Origin of the sequence: Mesorhizobium sp. LNJC394B00 (assembly GCF_000502555.1) — a bacterium.
Classification (GTDB): domain Bacteria; phylum Pseudomonadota; class Alphaproteobacteria; order Rhizobiales; family Rhizobiaceae; genus Mesorhizobium.
Window position 1 is genome coordinate 422,377 of sequence record NZ_AYWH01000005.1, and the last position, 21,422, is coordinate 443,798.

17 protein-coding genes are annotated in these 21,422 nt (G+C 63.5%); 6 read left to right on the forward strand and 11 right to left on the reverse strand.

The window, feature by feature from the left end; translation table 11 throughout:
* The first annotated feature begins 96 nt into the window (after nt 1–96).
* Nucleotides 97–1,923: an alanine racemase gene (locus X751_RS144800; protein WP_023745310.1), complete on the forward strand. Its 1,827-nt coding sequence runs from the start codon at nt 97–99 to the stop codon at nt 1,921–1,923.
* On the opposite strand, the gene X751_RS144795 is transcribed toward X751_RS144800, so the two are convergent.
* The 7 genes from X751_RS144795 to X751_RS144765 form a co-directional block, all read right to left on the reverse strand.
* Nucleotides 1,924–3,300 carry an FGGY-family carbohydrate kinase gene (locus X751_RS144795; RefSeq protein ID WP_023745311.1) on the reverse strand — a complete coding sequence of 459 codons (1,377 nt, stop codon included), beginning with the start codon at nt 3,298–3,300 and terminating at the stop codon, nt 1,924–1,926.
* Complete coding sequence (gene rhaM / locus X751_RS144790) at nt 3,297–3,614, reverse strand: L-rhamnose mutarotase (protein ID WP_023745312.1); 318 nt, start codon at nt 3,612–3,614, stop codon at nt 3,297–3,299. Before rhaM ends, X751_RS144795 begins: the two co-directional genes overlap by 4 nt.
* A complete protein-coding gene (locus X751_RS144785; RefSeq protein ID WP_023745313.1) occupies nt 3,614–4,609 on the reverse strand; it encodes an ABC transporter permease in 996 nt (331 codons plus the stop codon). Before X751_RS144785 ends, rhaM begins: the two co-directional genes overlap by 1 nt.
* Nucleotides 4,606–5,583: an ABC transporter permease gene (locus X751_RS144780; RefSeq protein ID WP_023745314.1), complete on the reverse strand. Its 978-nt coding sequence runs from the start codon at nt 5,581–5,583 to the stop codon at nt 4,606–4,608. The genes X751_RS144785 and X751_RS144780 overlap by 4 nt, the downstream gene beginning before the upstream one ends.
* Nucleotides 5,580–7,082, reverse strand: coding sequence for a sugar ABC transporter ATP-binding protein (locus X751_RS144775; RefSeq protein WP_023745315.1), 1,503 nt, complete (start codon nt 7,080–7,082; stop codon nt 5,580–5,582). The genes X751_RS144780 and X751_RS144775 overlap by 4 nt, the downstream gene beginning before the upstream one ends.
* Before the next feature lie 84 nt (nt 7,083–7,166).
* Nucleotides 7,167–8,162, reverse strand: a complete 996-nt coding sequence (gene rhaS, locus X751_RS144770; RefSeq protein WP_023669661.1) for a rhamnose ABC transporter substrate-binding protein — start codon at nt 8,160–8,162, stop codon at nt 7,167–7,169.
* 48 nt (nt 8,163–8,210) lie between these two features.
* Entirely contained in the window at nt 8,211–9,014 is an 804-nt protein-coding gene (locus X751_RS144765) for a DeoR/GlpR family DNA-binding transcription regulator (RefSeq protein ID WP_023745316.1), read from the reverse strand.
* A 183-nt stretch (nt 9,015–9,197) separates the two neighbouring features.
* Between X751_RS144765 and X751_RS144760 the strand changes: the two genes are divergently transcribed.
* The 3 genes from X751_RS144760 (at nt 9,198) to ggt (ending at nt 14,578) form a co-directional block, all read left to right on the forward strand.
* Nucleotides 9,198–11,300 carry a bifunctional rhamnulose-1-phosphate aldolase/short-chain dehydrogenase gene (locus tag X751_RS144760; protein WP_023745317.1) on the forward strand — a complete coding sequence of 701 codons (2,103 nt, stop codon included), beginning with the start codon at nt 9,198–9,200 and terminating at the stop codon, nt 11,298–11,300.
* 107 nt (nt 11,301–11,407) lie between these two features.
* A complete protein-coding gene (gene rhaI / locus X751_RS144755) occupies nt 11,408–12,700 on the forward strand; it encodes an L-rhamnose catabolism isomerase (RefSeq protein WP_023669664.1) in 1,293 nt (430 codons plus the stop codon).
* 138 nt (nt 12,701–12,838) lie between these two features.
* The gene (gene ggt / locus X751_RS144750) at nt 12,839–14,578 is read left to right on the forward strand and encodes a gamma-glutamyltransferase (RefSeq protein WP_023669665.1); all 1,740 of its coding nucleotides are present in this window, start codon (nt 12,839–12,841) and stop codon (nt 14,576–14,578) included.
* 17 nt (nt 14,579–14,595) lie between these two features.
* Here ggt and X751_RS09935 read toward each other — a convergent pair whose 3' ends face one another.
* The 3 genes from X751_RS09935 to X751_RS144740 form a co-directional block, all read right to left on the reverse strand.
* A complete protein-coding gene (locus X751_RS09935) occupies nt 14,596–14,943 on the reverse strand; it encodes a hypothetical protein (protein ID WP_032885862.1) in 348 nt (115 codons plus the stop codon).
* A gap of 184 nt (nt 14,944–15,127) precedes the next feature.
* Nucleotides 15,128–16,477, reverse strand: coding sequence for a sigma-54 dependent transcriptional regulator (locus X751_RS144745; protein ID WP_023669667.1), 1,350 nt, complete (start codon nt 16,475–16,477; stop codon nt 15,128–15,130).
* Nucleotides 16,474–18,333 (reverse strand): ATP-binding protein, encoded by a 1,860-nt coding sequence (locus X751_RS144740; protein ID WP_023692505.1) that lies wholly within the window; start codon nt 18,331–18,333, stop codon nt 16,474–16,476. The genes X751_RS144745 and X751_RS144740 overlap by 4 nt, the downstream gene beginning before the upstream one ends.
* Nucleotides 18,334–18,540: 207 nt before the next feature.
* Between X751_RS144740 and X751_RS144735 the strand changes: the two genes are divergently transcribed.
* Both X751_RS144735 and X751_RS144730 read left to right on the forward strand, forming a co-directional pair.
* Nucleotides 18,541–19,887 (forward strand): dicarboxylate/amino acid:cation symporter, encoded by a 1,347-nt coding sequence (locus tag X751_RS144735; protein ID WP_156936395.1) that lies wholly within the window; start codon nt 18,541–18,543, stop codon nt 19,885–19,887.
* A gap of 135 nt (nt 19,888–20,022) precedes the next feature.
* Nucleotides 20,023–20,604 (forward strand): histidine phosphatase family protein, encoded by a 582-nt coding sequence (locus X751_RS144730; protein WP_023745319.1) that lies wholly within the window; start codon nt 20,023–20,025, stop codon nt 20,602–20,604.
* A 22-nt stretch (nt 20,605–20,626) separates the two neighbouring features.
* On the opposite strand, the gene X751_RS144725 is transcribed toward X751_RS144730, so the two are convergent.
* A complete protein-coding gene (locus tag X751_RS144725; protein ID WP_023745320.1) occupies nt 20,627–21,379 on the reverse strand; it encodes a pseudouridine synthase in 753 nt (250 codons plus the stop codon).
* Nucleotides 21,380–21,422 lie beyond the last annotated feature (43 nt).

Here is a 21,422-nt window from a genome sequence, read left to right on the forward strand (position 1 = left end):
ACATTGAGGCCGTCACTGCGCAAAGTTTGACAAATATCGTACGACGATCTGGAAGATGCATCTGGCTGACAGATTCTACAAACCCTGAGTGACGAAATGTCGGGACCGCAAGTCGCTATCGACCTTGGCCGCATCGAGCGCAACGCCCGCACCATCGTCGAGCGCTGCGCGCTGTCCGGCATCAAGGTGTTCGGAGTTACGAAGGGCACATGCGGCATGCCGCAAGTGGCGCGGGCCATGCTGCGCGGCGGTGTTGCCGGCATCGCGGAATCGCGCTTCGAAAACATCCGCCGGCTGCGCGACAGCGGCATCAATGCGCCGGTCATGCTGCTGCGCAGCCCGCCCATGGCGCGCGTCGAGGAGGTCGTGCGCACCGTCGACATCAGCCTGCAGTCGGAACTGACCACCATCCGCGAGATATCGCGCATTGCCGAGCGCATGGGCCGCGTCCACGATATCATGCTGATGATCGATCTCGGCGATCTCCGCGAAGGCATCTGGCCAAGCGACCTGATCCCCACCGTCGAGCAGATCCTGGAATTCAAGGGCGTGCGCATCGCCGGCATCGGCACCAATCTCGGCTGCTTCGGCGCCATAATGCCGACGCCGGAGAACCTTGGCCAACTCGTCGCCCATGCCTACAAGACCGAGCGCCTGTCCGGCAAAAGCCTCGACTTCATTTCCGGCGGCGCCTCGTCGTCGCTGACGCTGCTGCTCGAAGGCAAGCTGCCGCCCGGCATCAACAATCTGCGCGTGGGCGAGGCGATCCTGCAAGGCGGTGTCGAAACCTTTCGCGACGTGCCGTGGCCCGAACTCGAACCCGATGCCTGCCGGCTGACCAGCGACATCATCGAGGTCAAACTCAAGCCTTCGCGGCCGATCGGCACATCCGGCTACGACGCCTTCGGCAACCAGCCGGTCTTCGCCGACGAGGGCGACCGGCTGCGCGCCATCGCCAATATAGGCCGCGAGGACGTGCTGGTCGAAGGGCTGACGCCGATCGCCAAGGGGGTGAGGGTGCTCGGCGCTTCCAGCGACCATCTGCTGCTCGATGTGCAGGATGCCGATCCGCGACCTACCGTCGGCGACCGTGTCGCCTTCCGCATGAATTATGGCGCCATGCTTCTGGCGATGACCTCGGAATATGTCGGGAAGGCGCCGATGCACGACGTCGCGGATTTCTCCGGCCGCAAGATGGTGTCGATCTCGGCCGAACCGGAAGCCGGCGGGATTATCGCCCGCGAGGGAACCGGCGCGCGTCTGGAGGCGATGAATTTCGACGTGGTCGAACTCGCCGACGTCGAGCGGCCGCCCTCGGGCTTGATCCGGCTCGCTGCCGGCGCCGATCGCCGTATCGCCCACAAGGCGCTGACCGCAACGGCGCGCGCGACGCATTCCTTCGGCCTGATCTGGATCGATTCCATCGCCGCCCTGATGCCCGAGTACGAGGAGGCCAAAGACATGCCTGAAGTCTCGGTGCTGGCCCGCGCGCTCGGTCTCGATCACAAGCCCTGCGCACTGCAGCCGCAGCTGTCGCCGGAAAATGTCGTCATCGTCGGCCTGCGCCATGCCGATCCGGCGGAGGCAAGGGTGCTCAAGGATTCGCGTGTCTCGGCCTTCACCATGACCGACATCGACGCCATGGGCATGCGCGACCTCATGCATGAGGCGATCCGCATCGCGACGTCGGGCACGCAGGGCTTTCACGTCAGCTATTCGCCGACGGCGACCGAATTTACCGGCTGGGCTGCGGGCTCGGGCGGGCTGACGGTGCGCGAGACGCATCAGGCAATGGAGGCGATCTCGCTGTCCGGCGGTCTGCTGTCGATGGATGTTTCCGGGCTGACCGCCGGTCTGGAGCCGCGGATCGGCGCCGACGCCATCAACTTCGTCATGTCGGCCTTTGGCAAGCGGATTTTGTGATCAGCCTTGCGCCTCGACTGCCGCGCGCCACGCGGTGACATAGGCCGCCCAGACCGGGTCGGTCTGCGGTTCAGTTCTCTCGCCCTTGCCGTGTGGAACGGACTGATCCGTTGCCAGCAGCGCCGCGCCGATGCTGGTGCCGGTGGCGGCCTCGGAGGCGATGACGATTCGCGCGGTCGCTGCCGCCAGCATGCCGACAAAGAGGCGGTTGCGGGCAAACGGTCCTTCCACGGTGGTCGGGCCGTCGGCGCCGATCAGCTCAAGGCAGGTCGCCGTCATCAGCGCCAGATAGAAGGAGATGGCGGCGAACCGCTCGCCTTTGCTGATGCCCTCGGCACCAAGCCATGCCGCGGCATGGTGCGGGAACGGTCCTGATCCCTGCTGGGTAGAAGGCAAAAGCAGCATCTTTTTTGTCAGAACGGCCAGCACCTCGCTGCCGCTGCAGTCCTGCGGCTTGTCCTTGGTCAGCTGGGAAAACTCACGGCCACCCATGAAACGCGCCGAGGGCACGGGGTCGCCCAGCGCGCTGACATTGACCAGCGTGTCGCGCGCAGCATCGAGCGCAATCTCTCTGCCGCCGACCGCCATCGATACCACCCAGGTGCCGGTCGAGACGACCGAGAAGGGCGGCTCGTCGGACAGAAGATGCGGCAATAGGGAGGCGTTGGAATCGTGCAGGCCACAGAATACCGGGGTCTGCGGATCGAGCCCGGTGCGCGCGGCAAGCGCCGGCAGGATCGGGCCGAGCTGGTCCCTGGCCGGCCGCACCGATGCCATCAGCCTGCGCCAATCCAGCCTGTCGACCATCGAGGAAAAGTCCGCCTCCCAAGGGCTCCACAGATCGGTGTGGCAGCCGAGCGAGGTCACCTCGTTGGCGGCAACGCCGGTCAGGCGCAGCGCCCAGTATTGCGGATACATCAGCATCGCGGCGGCCTTGGCGAATTCGGTGGGGAAACGCTTCTCAAGCCAGAAGAATTGCGCACCGAGATTGAGGCCGACCGGCAGGCGCGGCGTACCGGTTTTGGCGAAGGGCGCTCGGACAGCGTCATACTCCGCCGCCAGCCGGTCGGGGCCGTCGAACTCGTAGTCAAGCACCGGCAGCACCAGCTCGCCCGAGGCGTCAACCAGCACGCCGGTCGCACCATGCGTGGTGATCGAAATCGCGTCGATACGCTGTTCGCGGTCGAGGCTGGCAAGGCTGTTGAGGATAAACGTCCACAGCGCCTCGACATCGTGATGCGGATAGGGCGCTTGTCGCAGCGGCGCGTTCGCCATGCGGCGCAACCCCACCTCGCTCAGCGTGACGAGATCGACCAGCGCCACCTTGGCGTTGGTCTTGCCGATGTCGATGACGGCGATGTGGCGCAGCGCACTCATGCCATATGGAACATTGTTTCCAGGGGGATGGCCACCGGTTGGTTGTCCGGCCTGGTCTCCATGATGTCGGCCATGTGCGCCCACCAGCGCTGCATCACCGGATGCTTCGGCAGGTCGGCCATGCCATGGTCGTCCCGCCGCCACAGCACGCCGAACAGGATGTTGGTGTCTTCATCGAGATGGATCGAATAATCAGAAACGCCGGCCTCTCTCAGCAGCGCCACCAGCGCCGGCCAGATCTCATCGTGGCGCTTTTTGTACTCGGCTTTCATGCCGGGTTTGAGCTGCATCTTGAAGGCGTATTTCTCGGGCATCAGCTGTTACCACGCAGCCGTCGCCAGATGATCGGCAGCGCGATGACGAAGATCAAGAGCAGGCCGATGAAGATCGACATGACGATGCCGGGCACGTTGAGCAGGCCGAGGCCGAAGGTCACCAGCCCCATGATAAAGGCGGCGAGCACGACGCCAACAATGCTGCCGGAGCCGCCCAGAATGCTGACGCCGCCCAGCACCACCATGGTGATGACCTCAAGCTCGTAGCCCTGCGCGATGGACGGCCGCGTCGAGCCGAGCCGCGAGGTGATCAGCACCGAGGCGATGCCGGCCATCAGCCCTGTCAGGCAAAACAGGATGAATTTGATGCGGCCGACGCGAACGCCGGAAAACTGTGCCGCGACCGGATTGTTGCCGATGGCAAAGACACGGCGGCCGAAGCTGGTGCGATGCAGCAGGAACCAGTAGGCGACGGCCGCGAGGAGGAAGAGCACCAGTTCGAACGACACCACCCACCAGACGTAACCCTGGCCGAAGAAGGCGAAGCTCTCGGGATAGCCCTTGTAGGCCTGGTCACCGAGGATGATGAAGGCAATGCCGCGAAACAGGCTCATCGTGCCGATGGTAACGACGATGGACGGCAGGCCGAGCCTCGTCACCAACAGCCCGTTGAAGGCGCCGCAACCGAGCCCGACGACGATGCCGATAGCCACCAGCACCGGCGTGTCGGCGCCGGCCTGTACCGCCATGCCCATCATGGTCGAGGCGAGCGCGATGATGGCGGCGACCGACAGGTCGATCTCGCCCGAAATGATCAGCAGCGCCATGGCGAAGGCGATCAGGCCTTTTTCGGTGAAATTGAAGGTCAGGTCCGACAGCGAATAGGCATCTAGGAAATAGGGTGAGGCGAAACTGTTGATGGCGAAGATGGCGACGGCCACGACGACCAGCAGCGCTTCCCAGGAAAAGATCGCTGAAGAGAGCGGCTTGTCGAGCCGGTCGGGAATGTGGCGCGGGGCGGGGGTGTCGGTCATGCCGCTTCCGCTTTCCTCAGGATGATCCGTCCCTGCTGGCGTTCGCCGCGCGCGTTGAGCACGACGGCCAGGATGATGGCGCTGCCTGAAATCGCCATCTGCCAGAAAGGCGAGATGTTGATGACCGGCAGTGCGTTGGAGATGATGCCGAGGAACAGCGCGCCGAGCACCGCGCCCCCGACCGAGCCGATGCCGCCGGCAATCGAAATGCCGCCGATGACGCAGGCGGCGATGATATTGAGCTCATAGCCATTGGCGACCTCGACCGAGGCGATGACATAACGCGAAATCCAGAGATAACCGGCGAGCCCGCCGATCATGCCGGAAATGCAGAAGACGATGAATTTGGTTCGGCCGACATCGATGCCGGCATAGACCGACGCCGTCGGGTTGACGCCGATGGCATAGATCGAACGGCCAAGCGCGGTTCGCGTCATCACCACGAAGAACAGCGCGATGACCAGTATGGCGATCCAGGACAGAACCGGAATGCCCAGGAAAGCTGCGCGCTGGAAGCCGATGAAGTCCGGGCTCATCTTGTCGGCATTGACCCAGGCGCCGCCGGAGAGGACGAAGGTGGCGCCGCGATAGATGGTGAGCGTGCCCAATGTCACCACGATGGAAGGGATGTTCAGCCGCCACACCAGCAGGCCGTTGATGGCGCCGAGCACCAGTCCGACGGCCAGCGCAATGACGATCAGCAGCGGGATCGGGATCGCCGGATGCGCGGCGTTCAGCATCGCCACCACCATGCCGGTGAAGCACAGGTTGGAGGCCATCGACAGGTCGATCGAGCGGGTCAGGATGACGACCATCTGTCCCAGCGCCAGGATCATCAGGATCGAGGTGTCGTTGAACACCTGGGCGAGATTGCCGGGGTCGGCAAAGGCCGGGAAACGCGTCGAGATCAGAGCAATCAAAACGACGATCGCCGCTGCCAGCCAGATCTCGCGGTATTTAAGGAGAGCCTTCATGCCGCGATCCCCGCTGCCGTCCGGACCAGCGTTTCGGCGTCCAGCCCCTTATTATCGTAGACCGCCGCAACCAGCCCTTCGCGCATGACGACGACGCGGTCGGACATGCCCAGAATCTCCGGCAGTTCCGACGACACCATGATCACCGACAGGCCCTGCGCGACGAGCTCGGCCATGAAGCCGTGCACGGCGGCCTTGGAGCCGATGTCGATGCCCTTGGTCGGCTCGTCCAGGATGATCACCTTGGGCGCCGTCGCCAGCCATTTGGCGATGACGATCTTCTGTTGGTTGCCGCCCGANTCTAACCGCTCGGTGTAGGAGCGGGCGAGCGCGAATTCGTCCGACAATCGCAGCAGGCCGGATTTGGAGGTGCGCTTGAGCGAAGGCAGCGAGACATTCTGGAAGATCGGCAGGCCGATCACCACGCCCTGCTTGCCGCGCTCTTCCGGCACGTAGACGATGCCGGCTTCGATGGAATCCGCCGCCGATTTCGGCGTGATCGTCTTGCCTTCCAGCGTGATCGTTCCACCCGATATGCGGGTGATGCCCGATATCGCCTGCATCACCTCTGACCGCCCGGCGCCGACAAGGCCGTAGAAACCGAGGATCTCGCCCTTGTGCAGTTCGAAGCCGATGTCGTTGAATTCGGTCGGGTGCGAAAGGCCAGCGACCGACAGCACCGGCGCGCCGATCTCGGCCTTGCGTTGCGGAAAGATGTGATCGACCGAGCGGCCGACCATCATGCGCACGATCTGGCTCTGGCCGGTATCCTTGATAAGGCCCTCGCCAACCATCTCGCCGTCGCGGAACACGGTGTAGCGATCGGCGATCCGATAGATCTCGTCGAACTTGTGGCTGATGAACAGGATCGCCTTGCCTTCCTCCTTGAGGAATTCGATCAGCAGGAAAAGCTCCTCGATCTCCTTCATCGAAAGGGCTGCGGTCGGCTCATCCATGATGACGATCTGCGCATCGATCGACATCGCGCGAGCAACCGCTACCAGATGCTTGTTGGCGATGCCGAGGTCTTTCAGCCGCGCATCGGCGTCGATATGGCCGGCATGCATGGTGTCGAGCACTTCGCGCGCGTGTTTTCGCATGGTGCGCCAGTCGATGGTGCCTAGCCGCGTGCGCGGCGCATGGCCGAGAAAAATGTTTTCGGCGACGCTCAGATCGTCGAACAGCACGGTTTCCTGATGAATGGCAGTGACGCCGTGGCCGAAGGCGGCATGCGCGCTGGGCAGGGTGACGGCCTGGCCGTCAATGCTGATCGTGCCGGCGTCCGGCTGGTAGATGCCGGTCATGATCTTGACCAGCGTCGACTTGCCGGCGCCGTTTTCACCGATCAGCGCCGTAACCTGGCCGGGGTAAAGCGACAGGCTGACATTGTGCAGCGCGCGCACGCCGGGAAAGCTTTTGGAGACGCCGGACAGCGTCAGGCGCGGGGCAGGACCCGTGGGCTCCTCCTTCGCAATGCCGTGCTGGGCTGTCGTGTCCATATCCGTATCAAGCCCTGAAACAAGGTCCGTTTAAAGTCGCGGCGGGATTTTGGTCCCGCCGCGCTTGGTCCGAGACGTCCGAGATCAATAGATCTTGGAGAACTTTTCGATGTTGGACTTGTCGAACTGGAAGGGCGGAGCCATCGCAGCCGAGTTGCTGTCGTCGAGCGTGACCTTGCCGACGCGGCCGATCGACAGCGTTGCGCCCGGCTTTGCCTCTTCCTTCTTCACCGCCAGATCATGAGCGAGGTAGACGGCGGAGTAGCCGAGGTCGATCGGATTCCAGAGGGCAACCGCCTGGCTGGAACCGTTGTCGATGAACTTCTTGAACTCCGACGGCAGCGCGAGACCGGTGACATTGACCTTGCCGATCAGGTTCGCGTCGGTGACGACCTGGGCAGCGGCAACGACGCCGACGGTGGTCGGCGCGATGATCGCCTTGAGGTTCGGATAGGATTTCAGCAGGCCCTTGGCTTCGTCGGTGCTCTTGGCCGAATCGTCATCGCCGTAGACGGTGGCGACGAGTTTGATCTTGGGGAATTTTTCCGGCAGGATTTTCTTGGCCGCGTCGATCCAGGCGTTCTGGTTGGTCGCGGTGGACGAAGCCGACAGAATGGCGACTTCGCCGCCTTCCGGCAGATAGTCGGCGGCAAGCTTGATGATGGTCTCGCCGATCAGGCCGGTGTCGGACGGGTTGAGGTGCAGCTGGCGGCCTTCCTTGGCGACGCCCGAATCCCACGAGATGACGGTGATGCCGCGCTCCATCGCCTTCTTCAGCACCGGCACCAGCGCGTCGGCGTCATTGGCCGAAATCGCAATGGCGTTGACCTTCTGCGCGATCAGCGAATTGACCACTTCGATCTGCGCTTCGGCGGTCGCCTTGGTCGGGCCGGTGTAGATGATGTCGACATCGCCGAGTTCCTTGGCCGCCTCTTCGGCGCCCTTGTTGGCGGCGTCGAAGAAGCCGTTGCCGAGCGACTTCACCACCAGCGCGATCTTGACGTTCTCGGCATAGGCGGCATTCACGAACATGGCGGCCGAGAACGCGGCCGTCACCATCAATTTCTTCAGAAAGCTCATCGTATTTCCTCCCTTGAGCGTTGCATTCCATCGTCGCTGCGGTTGGCCTCAGGCCTGCAGCGAGGATTCTTCCTTTGCCGACTTGCGGGCGACGATCATCGTCACACCCGCGGCCTCCAGCATGTTGGCTTCGCGATCCTCGATGCCGTCATCGGTGATGACGGTGGCGATGCGCTTCAGCCCGCACAGGATCAGGCTCGAGCGCTGGCGGAATTTCGATGAGTCGACCAGCACCACCAGTTCGTCGGCCTGGTCGATCAGTTTCTGCTCCGCCTGGATCAGCAGCGGGTCGCCTTCCATCAGGCCAAGCGGCCCCAGCCCTTGAGCGCCCATGAACATGCGGCGCGCGTAGAAATTGCGCGTCACGTCATTGTCGAAGGGCGAGAGGATGATGTTCTGCTCGCGGTAGATGGTGCCGCCCGACAGCATGACGGTGTTCTTCGAATGCTTGAGCAGATGGTCGGCGATGGGGAACGAATTGGTGAAGATCGGCATGCGGCGTCCGGTCAGGAAATGCACCATCTGGAAGGTGGTGGTGCCGCCATTGATGATGATCGGCTCGCCGTCCTTGCACAACTCCACCGCTTCGCGCGCAATCGCGCGCTTCTGCGAAGCGTTAAGCGTTTCGTTGACGGAAAAGGGCCGGCCGGCGAGGCCGATGAACTGCGGTGGCGAGATCGCTTCGGCGCCGCCGCGCACGCGGCGCAGGCGCTTTTGCACATGAAGAGCCGCGATATCGCGCCGGATCGTCGCCTCGGAGGAGTCCGTCAGGTCGACCATCTCCTGCACCGTCACCACAGGCTTTTCCTGGACGGCGGACAGAATGATCCTGTGGCGCTCTTTTTCGTGCATGGTTCCTCCCTGCATGGTCATGAGGCACTAGAAAACCACCAGTGTCAATCATTTCCGCTCATATAATTTCATTGTGCAGTGCAATATGATCGATCTTGATCGTTTATGATTGACAACCGAGATGCTTGCGTAGACATTTCCGGCAAAATGGACCGCGCCTTTTGCGTCCCAGGGAGGATAATCATGCTCGACAAGCGCTCCGGCTCGCGCCTTGCCAACCTTTGGGACGATGCGAAAGCCAAGGGGCTGAGCGAGCCTGAGCTTCTGGTCTATCGCTCCAACACGCTCGGCTCCGACAAGCGTGTCACCAATTATGGCGGCGGCAACACCTCGTCCAAGATCCGGCAGAAGGACCCGCTCTCCGGCGCCGAAGTCGAAGTGCTATGGGTCAAGGGCTCGGGCGGCGACAGCGCCTCGATCAAGCTGGACGGTTTCGCCACGCTCTACATGGACAAACTGCAGGCGCTGAAAGGCCTCTATCGTGGCGTCGCGCATGAGGACGAGATGGTGGGCTATCTTCCCCACTGCACCTTCAACCTCAACCCGCGCGCGGCCTCGATCGACACGCCGCTGCACGCCTATGTGCCGAAGCCGTTCGTCGATCACATGCATCCCGATGCCATTATCGCGATTGCCGCGGCCAAGGATTCCAAGGCGTTGACCAAGGAGATCTTCGGTGACGCCATCGGCTGGCTGCCGTGGAAGCGGCCGGGCTTCGAACTTGGCCTCTGGCTGGAGAAATTCTGCGTCGAACACCCCGAGGCCAAGGGCGTCATCCTCGAAAGCCACGGCTTGTTCACCTGGGGCGACACACCCAAGGAGTGCTATGAGACGACGATCTCGGTCATCAACCAGGCGATCGAATGGTTCGAGCGCCGCTCCGAGGGTCTCGCCATCTTTGGCGGCGAAGTCGTCAAATCGCTCGACGCCGCTGAGCGCCGCGCCATCGCGGCGAGACTGATGCCGAGGATCCGCGGCCTGATTTCGGAGAAGAGCCACAAGCTCGGCCATTTCGACGATTCCGCCGCCGTGCTCGAATTCGTCAACTCCAGGGATTTGCGCCCGCTGGCGGCGCTCGGCACTTCATGCCCGGATCATTTCCTGCGCACAAAAATCCGCCCGCTGGTTATCGAGTTCGACCCAGCGAAGCCCGACGTCGAAGCCGTTATCGCCCGACTCGCCGACGATATTGCTGAGTACCGTGTCGGCTACCGAGCCTATTACGACAGCTGCAAGCATCCGGACTCGCCCCCGATCCGTGACCCCAACGCCGTGGTCTACCTGATGCCCGGCGTCGGCATGTTCACCTTCGCCGGCGACAAGGCCACCGCCCGCATCTCTGGCGAATTCTACGTCAACGCCATCAATGTCATGCGCGGGGCCTCGACCGTTTCGTCCTATGTCGGCCTGCCGGCGCAGGAGGCCTTCGACATCGAATACTGGCTGCTCGAGGATTTGAAGCTGCAGCGCATGCCGAAGCCGAAGTCGCTCGCCGGCCAAATCGCGCTGGTCACCGGCGGCGCCGGCGGCATCGGCCGCGCCACCGCCAATCGCCTGCTGCGCGAAGGCGCCTGCGTCGTGCTGGCCGATATCGACGAGACCGCACTTGCCAACGCCAACGACGAACTGGCGAAAGCCTATGGCAAGGACTTCGTCCGGCCGGTGCTGATCAACGTCACCGCGGAGGAGCAGGTGATTTCCGGCTTCGCCCAGACAGCCGTCGAGTTCGGCGGCATTGATATTCTCGTCTCCAACGCAGGCCTCGCCTCCTCGGCGCCGATCGAGGAGACGACGCTGGCGCTGTGGAACAAGAACATGGACATATTGTCGACCGGCTATTTCCTGGTCTCGCGCGAAGCCTTCCGGCTGTTCCGGGCCCAGAAGATCGGCGGCAATGTCGTCTTCGTCGCCTCCAAGAACGGTCTTGCCGCGTCACCCAATGCCGCCGCCTATTGCACCGCCAAGGCGGCCGAAATCCATCTCGCCCGCTGCCTGGCGCTGGAAGGCGCGGAAGCCCAGATCCGGGTCAACGTCGTCAATCCGGACGCCGTGCTGCGCGGTTCGAAGATCTGGACCGGCGAGTGGAAGGAACAGCGCGCCGCCGCCTACAAGATGTCGACCGACGATCTGGAAGAACACTACCGCTCGCGCTCGATGCTGAAGCGCTCGGTGTTTCCCGAAGACATCGCCGAAGCGATCTATTTCCTGGCGTCCGACATGTCGGCCAAATCCACCGGCAACATCATCAACGTCGACGCCGGCAACGCGCAGAGCTTTACGCGCTGAGTTAAGGGCGGAGCGCTTCTCTTCTCCCCGTCACTATACGGGGAGAAGGTGGCCCGAAGGGCCGGATGAAGGGCAGCGCTGACTGAACGCATTGGGAGGAATAGCACTTGTCCGAAACCATCATCGCCGCCGATCTCGTCTCCAGCCACAACGCCCAGCGCAAACCCGACCTCGAGCGCGACTACGCGTCGCTCGGCGAACGCCTCGACCGCCGCGGCATCGCCATCGATGCCATCCGCGACAAGGTCGAGAAATTCGCCGTCGCCATTCCGTCCTGGGGCGTCGGCACAGGCGGCACGCGGTTTGCCCGCTTTCCCGGCGCCGGCGAGCCGCGCGACATTTTCGACAAGATCGAGGACTGCGCCGTCATCAGCCAACTGACACAGGCGACGCCGACCGTCTCGCTGCATATACCGTGGGACAAGGCCGATCCGAACCGGCTGAAGCAGGCGGCCTCGCGCTTCGGCCTCGGCTTCGACGCCATGAATTCCAACACCTTCTCGGATGCCAGGGACCAAAAACTGTCCTACAAGTTCGGGTCGCTGTCGCATGCCGATGCCGGCACGCGCCGCCAGGCGGTCGAGCACAATCTGGAATGCATCGAGATCGGCAAGACGCTGGGGTCCAGGGCGCTAACAGTGTGGATCGGCGACGGCTCGAATTTCCCCGGCCAGGTCAATTTCGCCAAAGCCTTCGAGCGCTATCTCGACGCGATGAAGGAGATCTATGCCGGACTGCCCGCCGACTGGAAACTGTTCACCGAACACAAAATGTACGAGCCGGCTTTCTACTCCACGGTCGTGCAGGACTGGGGCACCAACTACCTCATATCCAAGGAGCTGGGCGACAAGGCCTACTGCCTGGTCGACCTCGGCCACCATGCGCCCAACGTCAACATCGAGATGATCGTGTCGCGGCTGATCCAGTTCAAGAAACTCGGCGGCTTCCACTTCAACGATTCCAAATATGGCGACGACGATCTCGATGCCGGCTCGATCGATCCCTATCGGCTGTTCCTGGTCTTCAACGAACTGGTCGATGCCGAGCTGTCCGGCGCCGAGGGTTTCGATCCCGCCCACATGCTCGACCAGAGCCACAACGTCACCGATCCGATCGAAAGCCTGATGCTGTCGGCGGTCGAGGTGCAGCGCGCCTATGCGCAGGCGCTGCTGGTCGACCGCAAGGCGCTCGAGGGTTTCCAAGACGGCAATGATGCGCTGATGGCGACGCAGACGCTGAAAGCTGCCTACCGCACCGATGTCGAGCCGATCCTTGCCATGGCGCGGCTGAACACAGGCGGCGCCATCGATCCAGTCGCCGCATATCGCGCGGCGGGCTACCGGGCGAAGGTCGCGGCGGAACGGCCGGCGGTTGTGGGCGGTTCAGGCGGGATTGTTTGAGATTGGCTAATCTCCACCACAGGGGGGAGATCAGCTTGCCTCTGCCGGCAGGCGAACATCAATATGTGTTCGCTCATATTGATGATGGACTCGGCCGCTCCATGTAGCTCTTCTAGGCACCGCACTTGGAGCACCGCCATGCCCTTGACCCGCCGGACGCTGATTGGCGTCACCCTTTCGCTCGCAATTGCGCTCGCGCCATCCGGCGCGCTCCATGCCGCCTCGCCACAACCGGCGAAGGGCGAGCACGGCATGGTCGTCACCGCCCAGCATCTGGCGTCGGAAGCCGGCGTCGAGGTGCTGAAGAAGGGCGGCAATGCCGTCGATGCGGCGGTCGCCGTCGGCTATGCGCTCGCCGTCGTCTACCCTAATGCCGGCAATATCGGCGGTGGCGGGTTCATGACCATCCGCTTCAAGGACGGCAAATCGACCTTCCTCGATTTCCGCGAGCGCGCGCCGCTGGCGGCAACCAAGACCATGTATCTCGACAAGGACGGCAATCCGGTGAAGGGCGCCAGCCTTGATGGCTACCTTGCGGTCGGCGTACCGGGTTCCGTGGCAGGGTTCGAGATGGCTCGTGAAAAATATGGCACGCTGCCACGCCAGGATTTGATGGCGCCGGCAATTGCCTATGCCAAGGATGGCTTCATCCTCGACCAGGGCGACGCTGCTTCATTCGCGAGCAATGCCGCACGGCTGGCGAAGGACCCTGCCGCCGCCGCCATCTTCCTGAAGCCGGACGGCAAACCCTATGGCGCCGGCGAGCGTCTCCTCCAGCCCGATCTTGCAGCCTCGCTCGCCGCCATCTCCGAAAAAGGCGCCGACGCCTTCTACAAAGGCGCCATCGCCGACGCCATCGTCAAGGCGAGCGGCGCCAAGGGCGGCATTCTGGCCAACTCAGACTTCGAGCAATATAAGGTACGCGAGCTGCAACCGGTGAGCTGCACCTATCGGGGCTATGAGATCACGTCCTCGCCGCCGCCAAGCTCCGGCGGCGTCATCATCTGCGAAATCCTCAACGTGCTGGAGGGCTACCCGCTGTCTTATCTCGGCGCCCGCTCGGCCGAGACCGTGCATGTCATGGTCGAGGCGATGCGCTACGCCTATGTGGACCGCAACTCGGCGCTCGGCGATCCCGATTTCGTCGACAATCCGGTCTCGAAACTGCTCGACAAGGGTTACGCCAAGGAGATCCGCGACAAGATCGACCCGTTCCGCGCCGGCGTCTCGCAGGATTTGATGCCGAAGGGCTTCGGCGAGTCGAAGGAAACGACGCACTATTCAATCATCGACGATGACGGCAATGCGGTCGCGGTCACCTATACGCTGAACGGTTCGTTCGGCGCCGGCGTGGTCGCCGACGGCACCGGCATCCTGCTCAACAACGAGATGGATGATTTCACCCAGAAGCCTGGCGTGCCCAACCTCTACGGTCTCGTGCAGGGAGAGGCCAATGCCATCCAGCCGAAGAAGACGCCGCTGTCATCGATGAGCCCGACCATCGTCGCCAAGGACGGCAAGCCGTTCATGGTTATCGGCAGCCCCGGCGGCTCGCGCATCATCACCATCACGCTGGAAGCCATCGTTAACGTCATCGACCACGGCATGAACATCCAGGAGGCGATCGACGCATCGCGCATCCACCATCAATGGCTGCCCGACACGATCTATGTCGAACCGTTCGGCCTGTCGCCCGACACTGAAAAACTGCTGGCCGGCATGGGCTACCACCTCGATCTCGCGGATTCTACCTGGGGTCAGGCGGCCGGCATTCTTGTCGGCGGCAAGAGCCTGGCGGAAATCGAGAAGGGCGGCGGCGCCCGCTACAACGGCGCCATCGACAGCCGCGCCGCATCCGGCGAGGCGATTGGCTACTGATCAAAACAAGAGATTGATCAGAGGACGAGCGTAAGCGTCGACCCGACGAGCATCAGCGCCGCGATCACGACGAACGCCGCGTAGATGCGGGGACGGTCGAGGAGCAGCGCATTGCCCGATATCCAGGCCGCGGTTGCGCCGCCAAGCGCAAACAGGAAGCCGTTCCGGTGACCAAAGGTCATGGAAGCGGCCATCAGCCCGCCAATGATCAGCGCGCCGAAGACGATGATCACGGCAACGGCGTATTTCTCGAAGTCGTTGCCGCCGCCCATGGCCGGGCCGATCGCGTTCAAATTCGTCAGATCGTCCGGATCGAACGGGTTGGTCGATCCATATTCATCTTGACCGACAGGTTCTCGCATCATTCATTCTCCGCTGACCGGCAACAAATCATCAACATCTGCCGAGCGCAACCGGATCGCGCCGTGCCGAAGGCCGCCGATGCGGTCTTCAACACTTTCTGATGCCGACTTGCCACGGTTTTTTTGCGCCGGTTCACAAAATCTACCCTGCTTTCGGGTCCACACGCCTGAATACCTGGAAAATGAATTACCTGGAAAAATCGCTGCGCACGATGCGGTGCCGCTGCAGCTTGTCGTAGAAGGTCTTGCGCGGAATGCCGAGCGCTTCAATCGTGCGCCGGACATCGCCGTCATTGCGGCCAAGCGCCTCGCGGATGACATTGGCTTCATAGCGTTCCAGCCGTTCCGGCAGTGAGCTGGCGTCATCCGGCTCCGCCGGGGCGGAAGGTGGCGCTTGCGCCGCTTCCTCGAGTCCCAGCACGAAACGCTCGGCGAAATGCGCGAGTTCACGCACATTGCCCGGCCAGTCGTGCTGGCTCAGATGGCGGTGCACTGAGGCAGGCACGGCTGGCATTTGCCGGCGGAAGCGGCCGGCTGCACGCTCGGCGAAGTAGAAGAACAGCAGGGCGACGTCGTCGCGGCGTTCGCGCAGCGGCGGGATCGAGATCGTCACCACATTGAGCCGGTAGTAGAGATCCTCGCGGAAGGCGCCGCGCCGGCTGGCGTCGCCGAGATCGACCTTGGCGGCGGCGACGACGCGCAGGTCGACCGGCCGGATTTCATTGGTGCCGAGCGGCGTCACCTCGCGCATTTCCAGCACCCGCAGCATCTGCACCTGGGTCGAGGCCGGCATGCTTTCGATCTCGTCGAGGAACAGCGTGCCGCCGCTCGAATGCTCGATCCGGCCGATGCGCTTCTTCTGTGCGCCGGTGAAGGCGCCGGCCTCATGGCCGAACAGCTCGCTTTCGATGACCGTGTCCGGCAGCGCGCCGCAATTCAGCGCCACGAAATTGCCCCTGGCGCGGCGGCTCCAGCGATGCAGCAGGCTCGCCACCACCTCCTTGCCGGAGCCGGTCTCGCCGGTCACCAGAACGTCGACATCGGTATCGGCGATTTGCCGCAGCGTCCGGCGCAATCGCTCCATCGCCAGCGTCTGCCCGATCAGCGGCAGGCCGTCCTGCGCCTGTTCGGCGCTTTCGCGCAAGGCGCGGTTCTCCATCACCAGCCGGCGCTTTTCCGCCGCCCGTGCCACACTTTGCGCCAGCCGGTCGGCGGCGAAAGGCTTGGTGATGAAGTCGTAGGCGCCATCCTTGATCGCCTTGACCGCAACCGCGATGTCGCCATGCCCGGTGACCAGGATTACCGGAATGTCGGCATCAAGCTGCAAGACGCGGTCGAAGAGCTGCAGGCCGTCAATGCCGGGCATGCGGATGTCGGACACCACCACGCCGGGAAAATTGGCGTCGAGCCCGGCCAGCGCCTCGTTCGCCACCGCAAAGGCCGAGACGGAAAAACCAGCGAGTTCCAGCGTCTGCCGCGTGGCCCTCCGCAATTCGCTATCGTCGTCGATCAATACGACCGGTGCGGTGTCCATCATGCTGCCCTGGCGAGGTGAATGGTAAAGCGCGTGCCGGCCTGGTCGCTCGCCACCTCGATGCGTCCGCCATAGTCGGCGACGATGTCCTGCGAGATGACGAGGCCGAGCCCGAGGCCTTTTTCCTTCGAGGTGTTGAACGGCGTGAACAATGACTTGAGGATGGCAGGCGAAATGCCCGGCCCATTGTCGGCGACGGCAAGCGCCACGCCGTCGGCCGTCTCCTGGGCCGACACCTGCACCCTGGCGCCGTCGCGCCCGTCCAGCGCTTCCAGCGCATTCTGGAACAGGTTGATCAGCACCTGTTCGAGCCGCAGCCGGTTGCCCATCACCTTGAGCGTTACCGGCGGAAGCGTGATATCGAGTGCGTCCAGCCGACCGGCAAAGCGGCTTCTGAGCAGCACCACGGCGCCCTCGATGACGCCGCGCAATTCGACCGGTTCGGCTGCCGTGCGCCCCTTGCGGGCAAAGACCTTCAACTCTTCGGTGATGCCTCCGATGCGCTCGGTCAGCGCGGCAATCGCGCCAAGGTTCTCCTCGGCCGAGGCGGTCTGCTTGCGCTCCAGGAACACACGCGCATTGTCGGCATAGGCGCGGATCGTCGCCACCGGCTGGTTGATCTCATGCGCGACCCCGGCGGCAACCTGGCCGAGGGTAGCAAGACGGTTGGCCTGCACCAATTCCTGCTGCATGACCTGCAGCTTGGCTTCGGTGCTGCGGTGATCGGTGATCTCGGCCTGCAGCCGGTCGCGCGCCAGGCTGAGGTCATGCGTACGCTCGACGACGCGGCGCTCAAGCTCGATGCGCGCTGCCTGTTCGGCAGCGATGCGCATCTGCGCCGACTGACGGCGCCACAGGAGATAGCCGGCCAGCGCCAGCAACGGCACCACGACGCCCAGCGCCAGCAGCCGCATCTCACGCACCGCAGCCGCGATCGGCGCTTCGACCGGCACGAGATAATCGAGCCGCCATGGCGTCGATTGGACCAGTGTCGAAAGCCTGAGATATTCGGCATCGCTGCCGCCCGGTGTTATCGCATGCACCATCGACACGTCAGGGCTCAATGCCTCGGGGCGTGTGATCGGCAAGGGGATCAGCGGCGCGTTGCCGAATTGCTGGCTGCTCCGGATGGCGGCAGCCACCGGGCCGGTCAGCGGCGCGGTGGTCATGAAGCGCCAGGACGGCACGCTGGTGATCAGCACGACGCCGTGGTCGTCGCTGACATAGGCCGGCCGGTTGGCCTCATGCCAGTCGGCTTCAAGCTGGTCGAATTCCATCTTAACGACGACGACGCCGAGCGGTGCCGCCGCATTGCCGACGCGACGCGAAATATAGAGGCCCGGGCGCTTGCTGATGTTGCCCAGCGCAAAATATTCGGCCGTTCTCGATTGCATGGCGCCGGAGAAATAGGCGCGGAAACCATAGTCGTTGCCGACGAAGCTGGTTGTTTCGCGCCAGTTGCTGGAGGCGATCGCAAACCCGTCGACGCCGGTGACGTAAAGCACCGAAGCCTTGGTGCCGGAGACCAGCCCTTCGAGCTTGCGGTTGAGCACGTCGATCGTGACAGCGCCCTTGTTCTGCAGGGCGTCATGCACCTGCTGGTCCTCGGACAAGAGCAGCGGCAGCGCCCGCGGGCTTTCCAGCACGGCGCGCAGCAACGCAACCTTCAGATTGGCATCGGTGCGGCCTTGCGCCGCCAGTGCCGCGACCTCGGCGCGGCGCGCGTAGAGGCCGGCGCCGGTGAGCGCCGTGGCAACGATCACCAGCGCGATCGCCGCAAACAGCAGCCAGGCGCGACGCGCGCGTTTGCCGAGTTGCTCGGGCGTCGGCGACAGGACCGCGGCAGGGCGTTGCAGCATTCCCTATTTGTGCATGATTTCGCACAAAGCACAATTCAGTCATGCGGATGTCCGCACTTGCGTTGAGCGGCAGCAGCCTCGATCCAACAAAATCAACGGCTGCGGTATGCCGCACAGTCTGGCACGGCAGTTGCAGTGACCAATACAGCAGTCGCAAGGCTGCGGAAAACAACTGCCCCGGGAGGTCGAGCTTTCGATCGGGGCGCCATGGAGGACGTCATGCAGCCAGCATTCGCTGCCGCCGAACCGCGCGGCAAGCTACCCTTTTACCGTCATCTCTACGTGCAGGTCCTGACGGCGATCGCCGCCGGCGTGCTGCTCGGTCATTTCTATCCCGAACTCGGTGCTTCGCTGAAGCCGCTCGGAGACGCCTTCATCAAGCTGGTCAAGATGGTGATCGCGCCGGTCATCTTCCTGACGGTGACGACGGGCATTGCCGGCGTTTCCGACCTGAAAAAGGTCGGCCGCGTTGCCGGTAAGGCGATGATCTATTTCCTGGTCTTTTCGACCCTGGCGCTGATCGTCGGCCTGGTCGTCTCCAACGTCGTCCAGCCCGGCGCCGGCATGCACATCAATGCGGCGACGCTCGATCCCTCGAAGGTCGCGACCTTCACCGAGAAGGCGCATGACACGTCCATCGTCGGCTTCCTGCTCAACATCATCCCCGACACCATCACCGGCGCCTTCGCACAAGGCGATATCCTGCAGGTGCTGTTCTTCTCGGTGCTGTTCGGCATCTCTCTCGCTCTGGTCGGTGAGCGCGGCCGCCCGGTCGTCGATTTCCTGCAGGCGTTGACCTCGCCGATCTTCCGCCTGGTCGCCATTCTGATGAAGGCCGCCCCCATCGGCGCGTTCGGCGCCATGGCCTTCACCGTCGGCAAATACGGCATCGGCGCGATCGCCAACCTCGCCTTTCTGATCGGCACCTTCTACCTGACGTCGCTGCTGTTCGTGCTGGTCGTGCTCGGCACCGTCGCCTGGTACAACGGCTTCTCGATCCTCGCTTTGATCCGCTACATCAAGGAAGAGCTGCTTTTGGTGCTCGGCACCTCGTCGTCCGAAGCGGCACTTCCCGGCCTGATGGCCAAGATGGAGCGCGCCGGCTGCAACCGTTCGGTGGTCGGCCTGGTCATCCCGACCGGTTATTCCTTCAACCTCGACGGCACCAACATCTACATGACGCTGGCCGCTTTGTTCATCGCCCAGGCGACCGACACGCCGCTCACCTATGGCGACCAGATCCTGCTGCTGCTCGTCGCCATGCTGAGCTCCAAGGGGGCGGCCGGCATCACCGGCGCCGGCTTCATCACGCTGGCCGCGACGCTCTCGGTCGTGCCTACGGTGCCGGTCGCCGGCATGGCGCTGATCCTCGGCGTCGACCGCTTCATGTCGGAATGCCGGGCGCTGACCAACTTCGTCGGCAATGCAGTGGCGACCATCGTGGTGGCGCGCTGGGAAGGCGAACTCGACCAGACCAAGTTCGCCGCCGCCATGGCCGGCACATTGTCCGAGGAAGCCGACCTCGCGCTGTCGGGCGATCTGCAGCCCGCCTGACCCCTAGGGCGTTCGACCTCAAGGCCGCAGCCGGTTTCGCCGGTTGCGGCTTTCCTTTTCGCCAGCCGGAGCAACGGCTGGTGCTGGCTGGGCCTTCCCGGCTAAAGTGCCGGCGTAAAACCGAAAGGCCGGCGCATGAGCAATCCGTATCCCGAAATCTATCTGGTCCGTCACGGCGAGACGGAGTGGAGCGCTTCGGGAAAACACACCGGCCGTACCGACATACCGTTGACACCAAAGGGCGAGGCGGCCGCGCGCAGCGTGGCGGACCGGCTCAAGGGCCTGTCCTTCAAGGCTGTATGGTCGAGCCCGTCGCAGCGCGCCTTCAGCACCTGCACGCTTGCCGGCTTCGGCGCCACCGCCGTGAAGAAGCCGGACCTGCAGGAATGGGACTATGGCGCCTATGAGGGCGTTAAGACCAAGGAGATTCTTGTGCAGCGTCCCGGCTGGCAATTGTTCCGTGACGGCTGTCCCGACGGCGAGTCGGTAGCGGATGTTGGTGCCAGGGCCGACAGGATCATCGCCGGGCTGCAGGCAATCGAGGGCAATGTGCTGGTGTTTTCAAGCTCGCATTTCCTGCGCGTGCTGGCCGCGCGCTGGCTCGGTCTGCCACCCGAAGGCGGTGCGCACTTCGTACTTGATACCGCGAGCCTCAGCATCCTCGGCTATGAGCACGATCTGAGCGAGCCGGTGATACGCACGTGGAACCAGAAGTAGAGTTTCGCGGCAAGCCTGCCTCTTAACGCGCGAGCACCGCCAATTCCTCCGATGTCAGATGCCGCGCCTTGCCCTTGGCGAGTTCGCCGAGCTGCAAACCGCCGATCGCCACCCGAACCAGCCTCAGCACCTCGATGTCGAATGCCCCGAGCAGGCGGCGGATCTGGCGGTTGCGGCCCTCGTCGAGCACGATTTCCAGCCAGGCAGTGCGGCCGCCGCTGCGCAGCAGTTCGATCGAACTTGCGGTCAGCAGTTCGCCGTCGACGATCGCTCCGTCGCGAAAGCGCGCCAGCATCGCTTCGTCGGGCGCGGTGCCGATCTGCACGTGATAGGTCTTGGCGACATGCGAGGCCGGATCGAGCAGGCCGTTGGCCCAGCGCGTGTCGTTGGTCATCAGCAACAGGCCTTCGCTGGCCTTGTCGAGGCGGCCGACCGGCGACACGAAAGGCAACTCCAGATCCGCCAGGCAGTCATAGACGGTGCCACGATCCTGCGGGTCATCGCGCGTGGTGACCTGTCCGCGCGGCTTATTGATCATCAGGTAGACTTTTGCCTCGCCGACGATCTGCTCGCCGTCGACAGCGATGCGGTCGCGGCCGAGATCGACACGCAGCGACGGATCGCGCACCACCTTGCCGCCAACCCGCACGCGCCCTTCGGCGATCAGCAGCTCGGCCTGCTTGCGCGAACACAGGCCGAGTTTGGAAAGCGCCCGGTTCAGGCTGACGCCTGCCTTGGCGGCCTGGTGTTGGGCGATGTCTGGTGGCCGTGCCATGTCCTGCTTGCCATCCCAATGATCGGCACCGACAAATGCCACG

What these genes read in the sequence shown, in the direction of transcription:
- X751_RS144785 (WP_023745313.1), bottom strand. Translation starts at nt 4,609, where the DNA reads ATGACCGACACCCCCGCCCCGCGCCACATTCCCGACCGGCTCGACAAG.
- rhaM (WP_023745312.1), bottom strand. Translation starts at nt 3,614, where the DNA reads ATGCCCGAGAAATACGCCTTCAAGATGCAGCTCAAACCCGGCATGAAA.
- X751_RS144740 (WP_023692505.1), bottom strand. Translation starts at nt 18,333, where the DNA reads ATGCTGCAACGCCCTGCCGCGGTCCTGTCGCCGACGCCCGAGCAACTC.
- X751_RS144765 (WP_023745316.1), bottom strand. Translation starts at nt 9,014, where the DNA reads ATGCACGAAAAAGAGCGCCACAGGATCATTCTGTCCGCCGTCCAGGAA.
- ggt (WP_023669665.1), top strand. Translation starts at nt 12,839, where the DNA reads ATGCCCTTGACCCGCCGGACGCTGATTGGCGTCACCCTTTCGCTCGCA.
- X751_RS144735 (WP_156936395.1), top strand. Translation starts at nt 18,541, where the DNA reads ATGGAGGACGTCATGCAGCCAGCATTCGCTGCCGCCGAACCGCGCGGC.
- X751_RS09935 (WP_032885862.1), bottom strand. Translation starts at nt 14,943, where the DNA reads ATGATGCGAGAACCTGTCGGTCAAGATGAATATGGATCGACCAACCCG.
- X751_RS144800 (WP_023745310.1), top strand. Translation starts at nt 97, where the DNA reads ATGTCGGGACCGCAAGTCGCTATCGACCTTGGCCGCATCGAGCGCAAC.
- X751_RS144725 (WP_023745320.1), bottom strand. Translation starts at nt 21,379, where the DNA reads ATGGCACGGCCACCAGACATCGCCCAACACCAGGCCGCCAAGGCAGGC.
- X751_RS144760 (WP_023745317.1), top strand. Translation starts at nt 9,198, where the DNA reads ATGCTCGACAAGCGCTCCGGCTCGCGCCTTGCCAACCTTTGGGACGAT.
- X751_RS144780 (WP_023745314.1), bottom strand. Translation starts at nt 5,583, where the DNA reads ATGAAGGCTCTCCTTAAATACCGCGAGATCTGGCTGGCAGCGGCGATC.
- rhaS (WP_023669661.1), bottom strand. Translation starts at nt 8,162, where the DNA reads ATGAGCTTTCTGAAGAAATTGATGGTGACGGCCGCGTTCTCGGCCGCC.
- X751_RS144730 (WP_023745319.1), top strand. Translation starts at nt 20,023, where the DNA reads ATGAGCAATCCGTATCCCGAAATCTATCTGGTCCGTCACGGCGAGACG.
- X751_RS144795 (WP_023745311.1), bottom strand. Translation starts at nt 3,300, where the DNA reads ATGAGTGCGCTGCGCCACATCGCCGTCATCGACATCGGCAAGACCAAC.
- X751_RS144745 (WP_023669667.1), bottom strand. Translation starts at nt 16,477, where the DNA reads ATGATGGACACCGCACCGGTCGTATTGATCGACGACGATAGCGAATTG.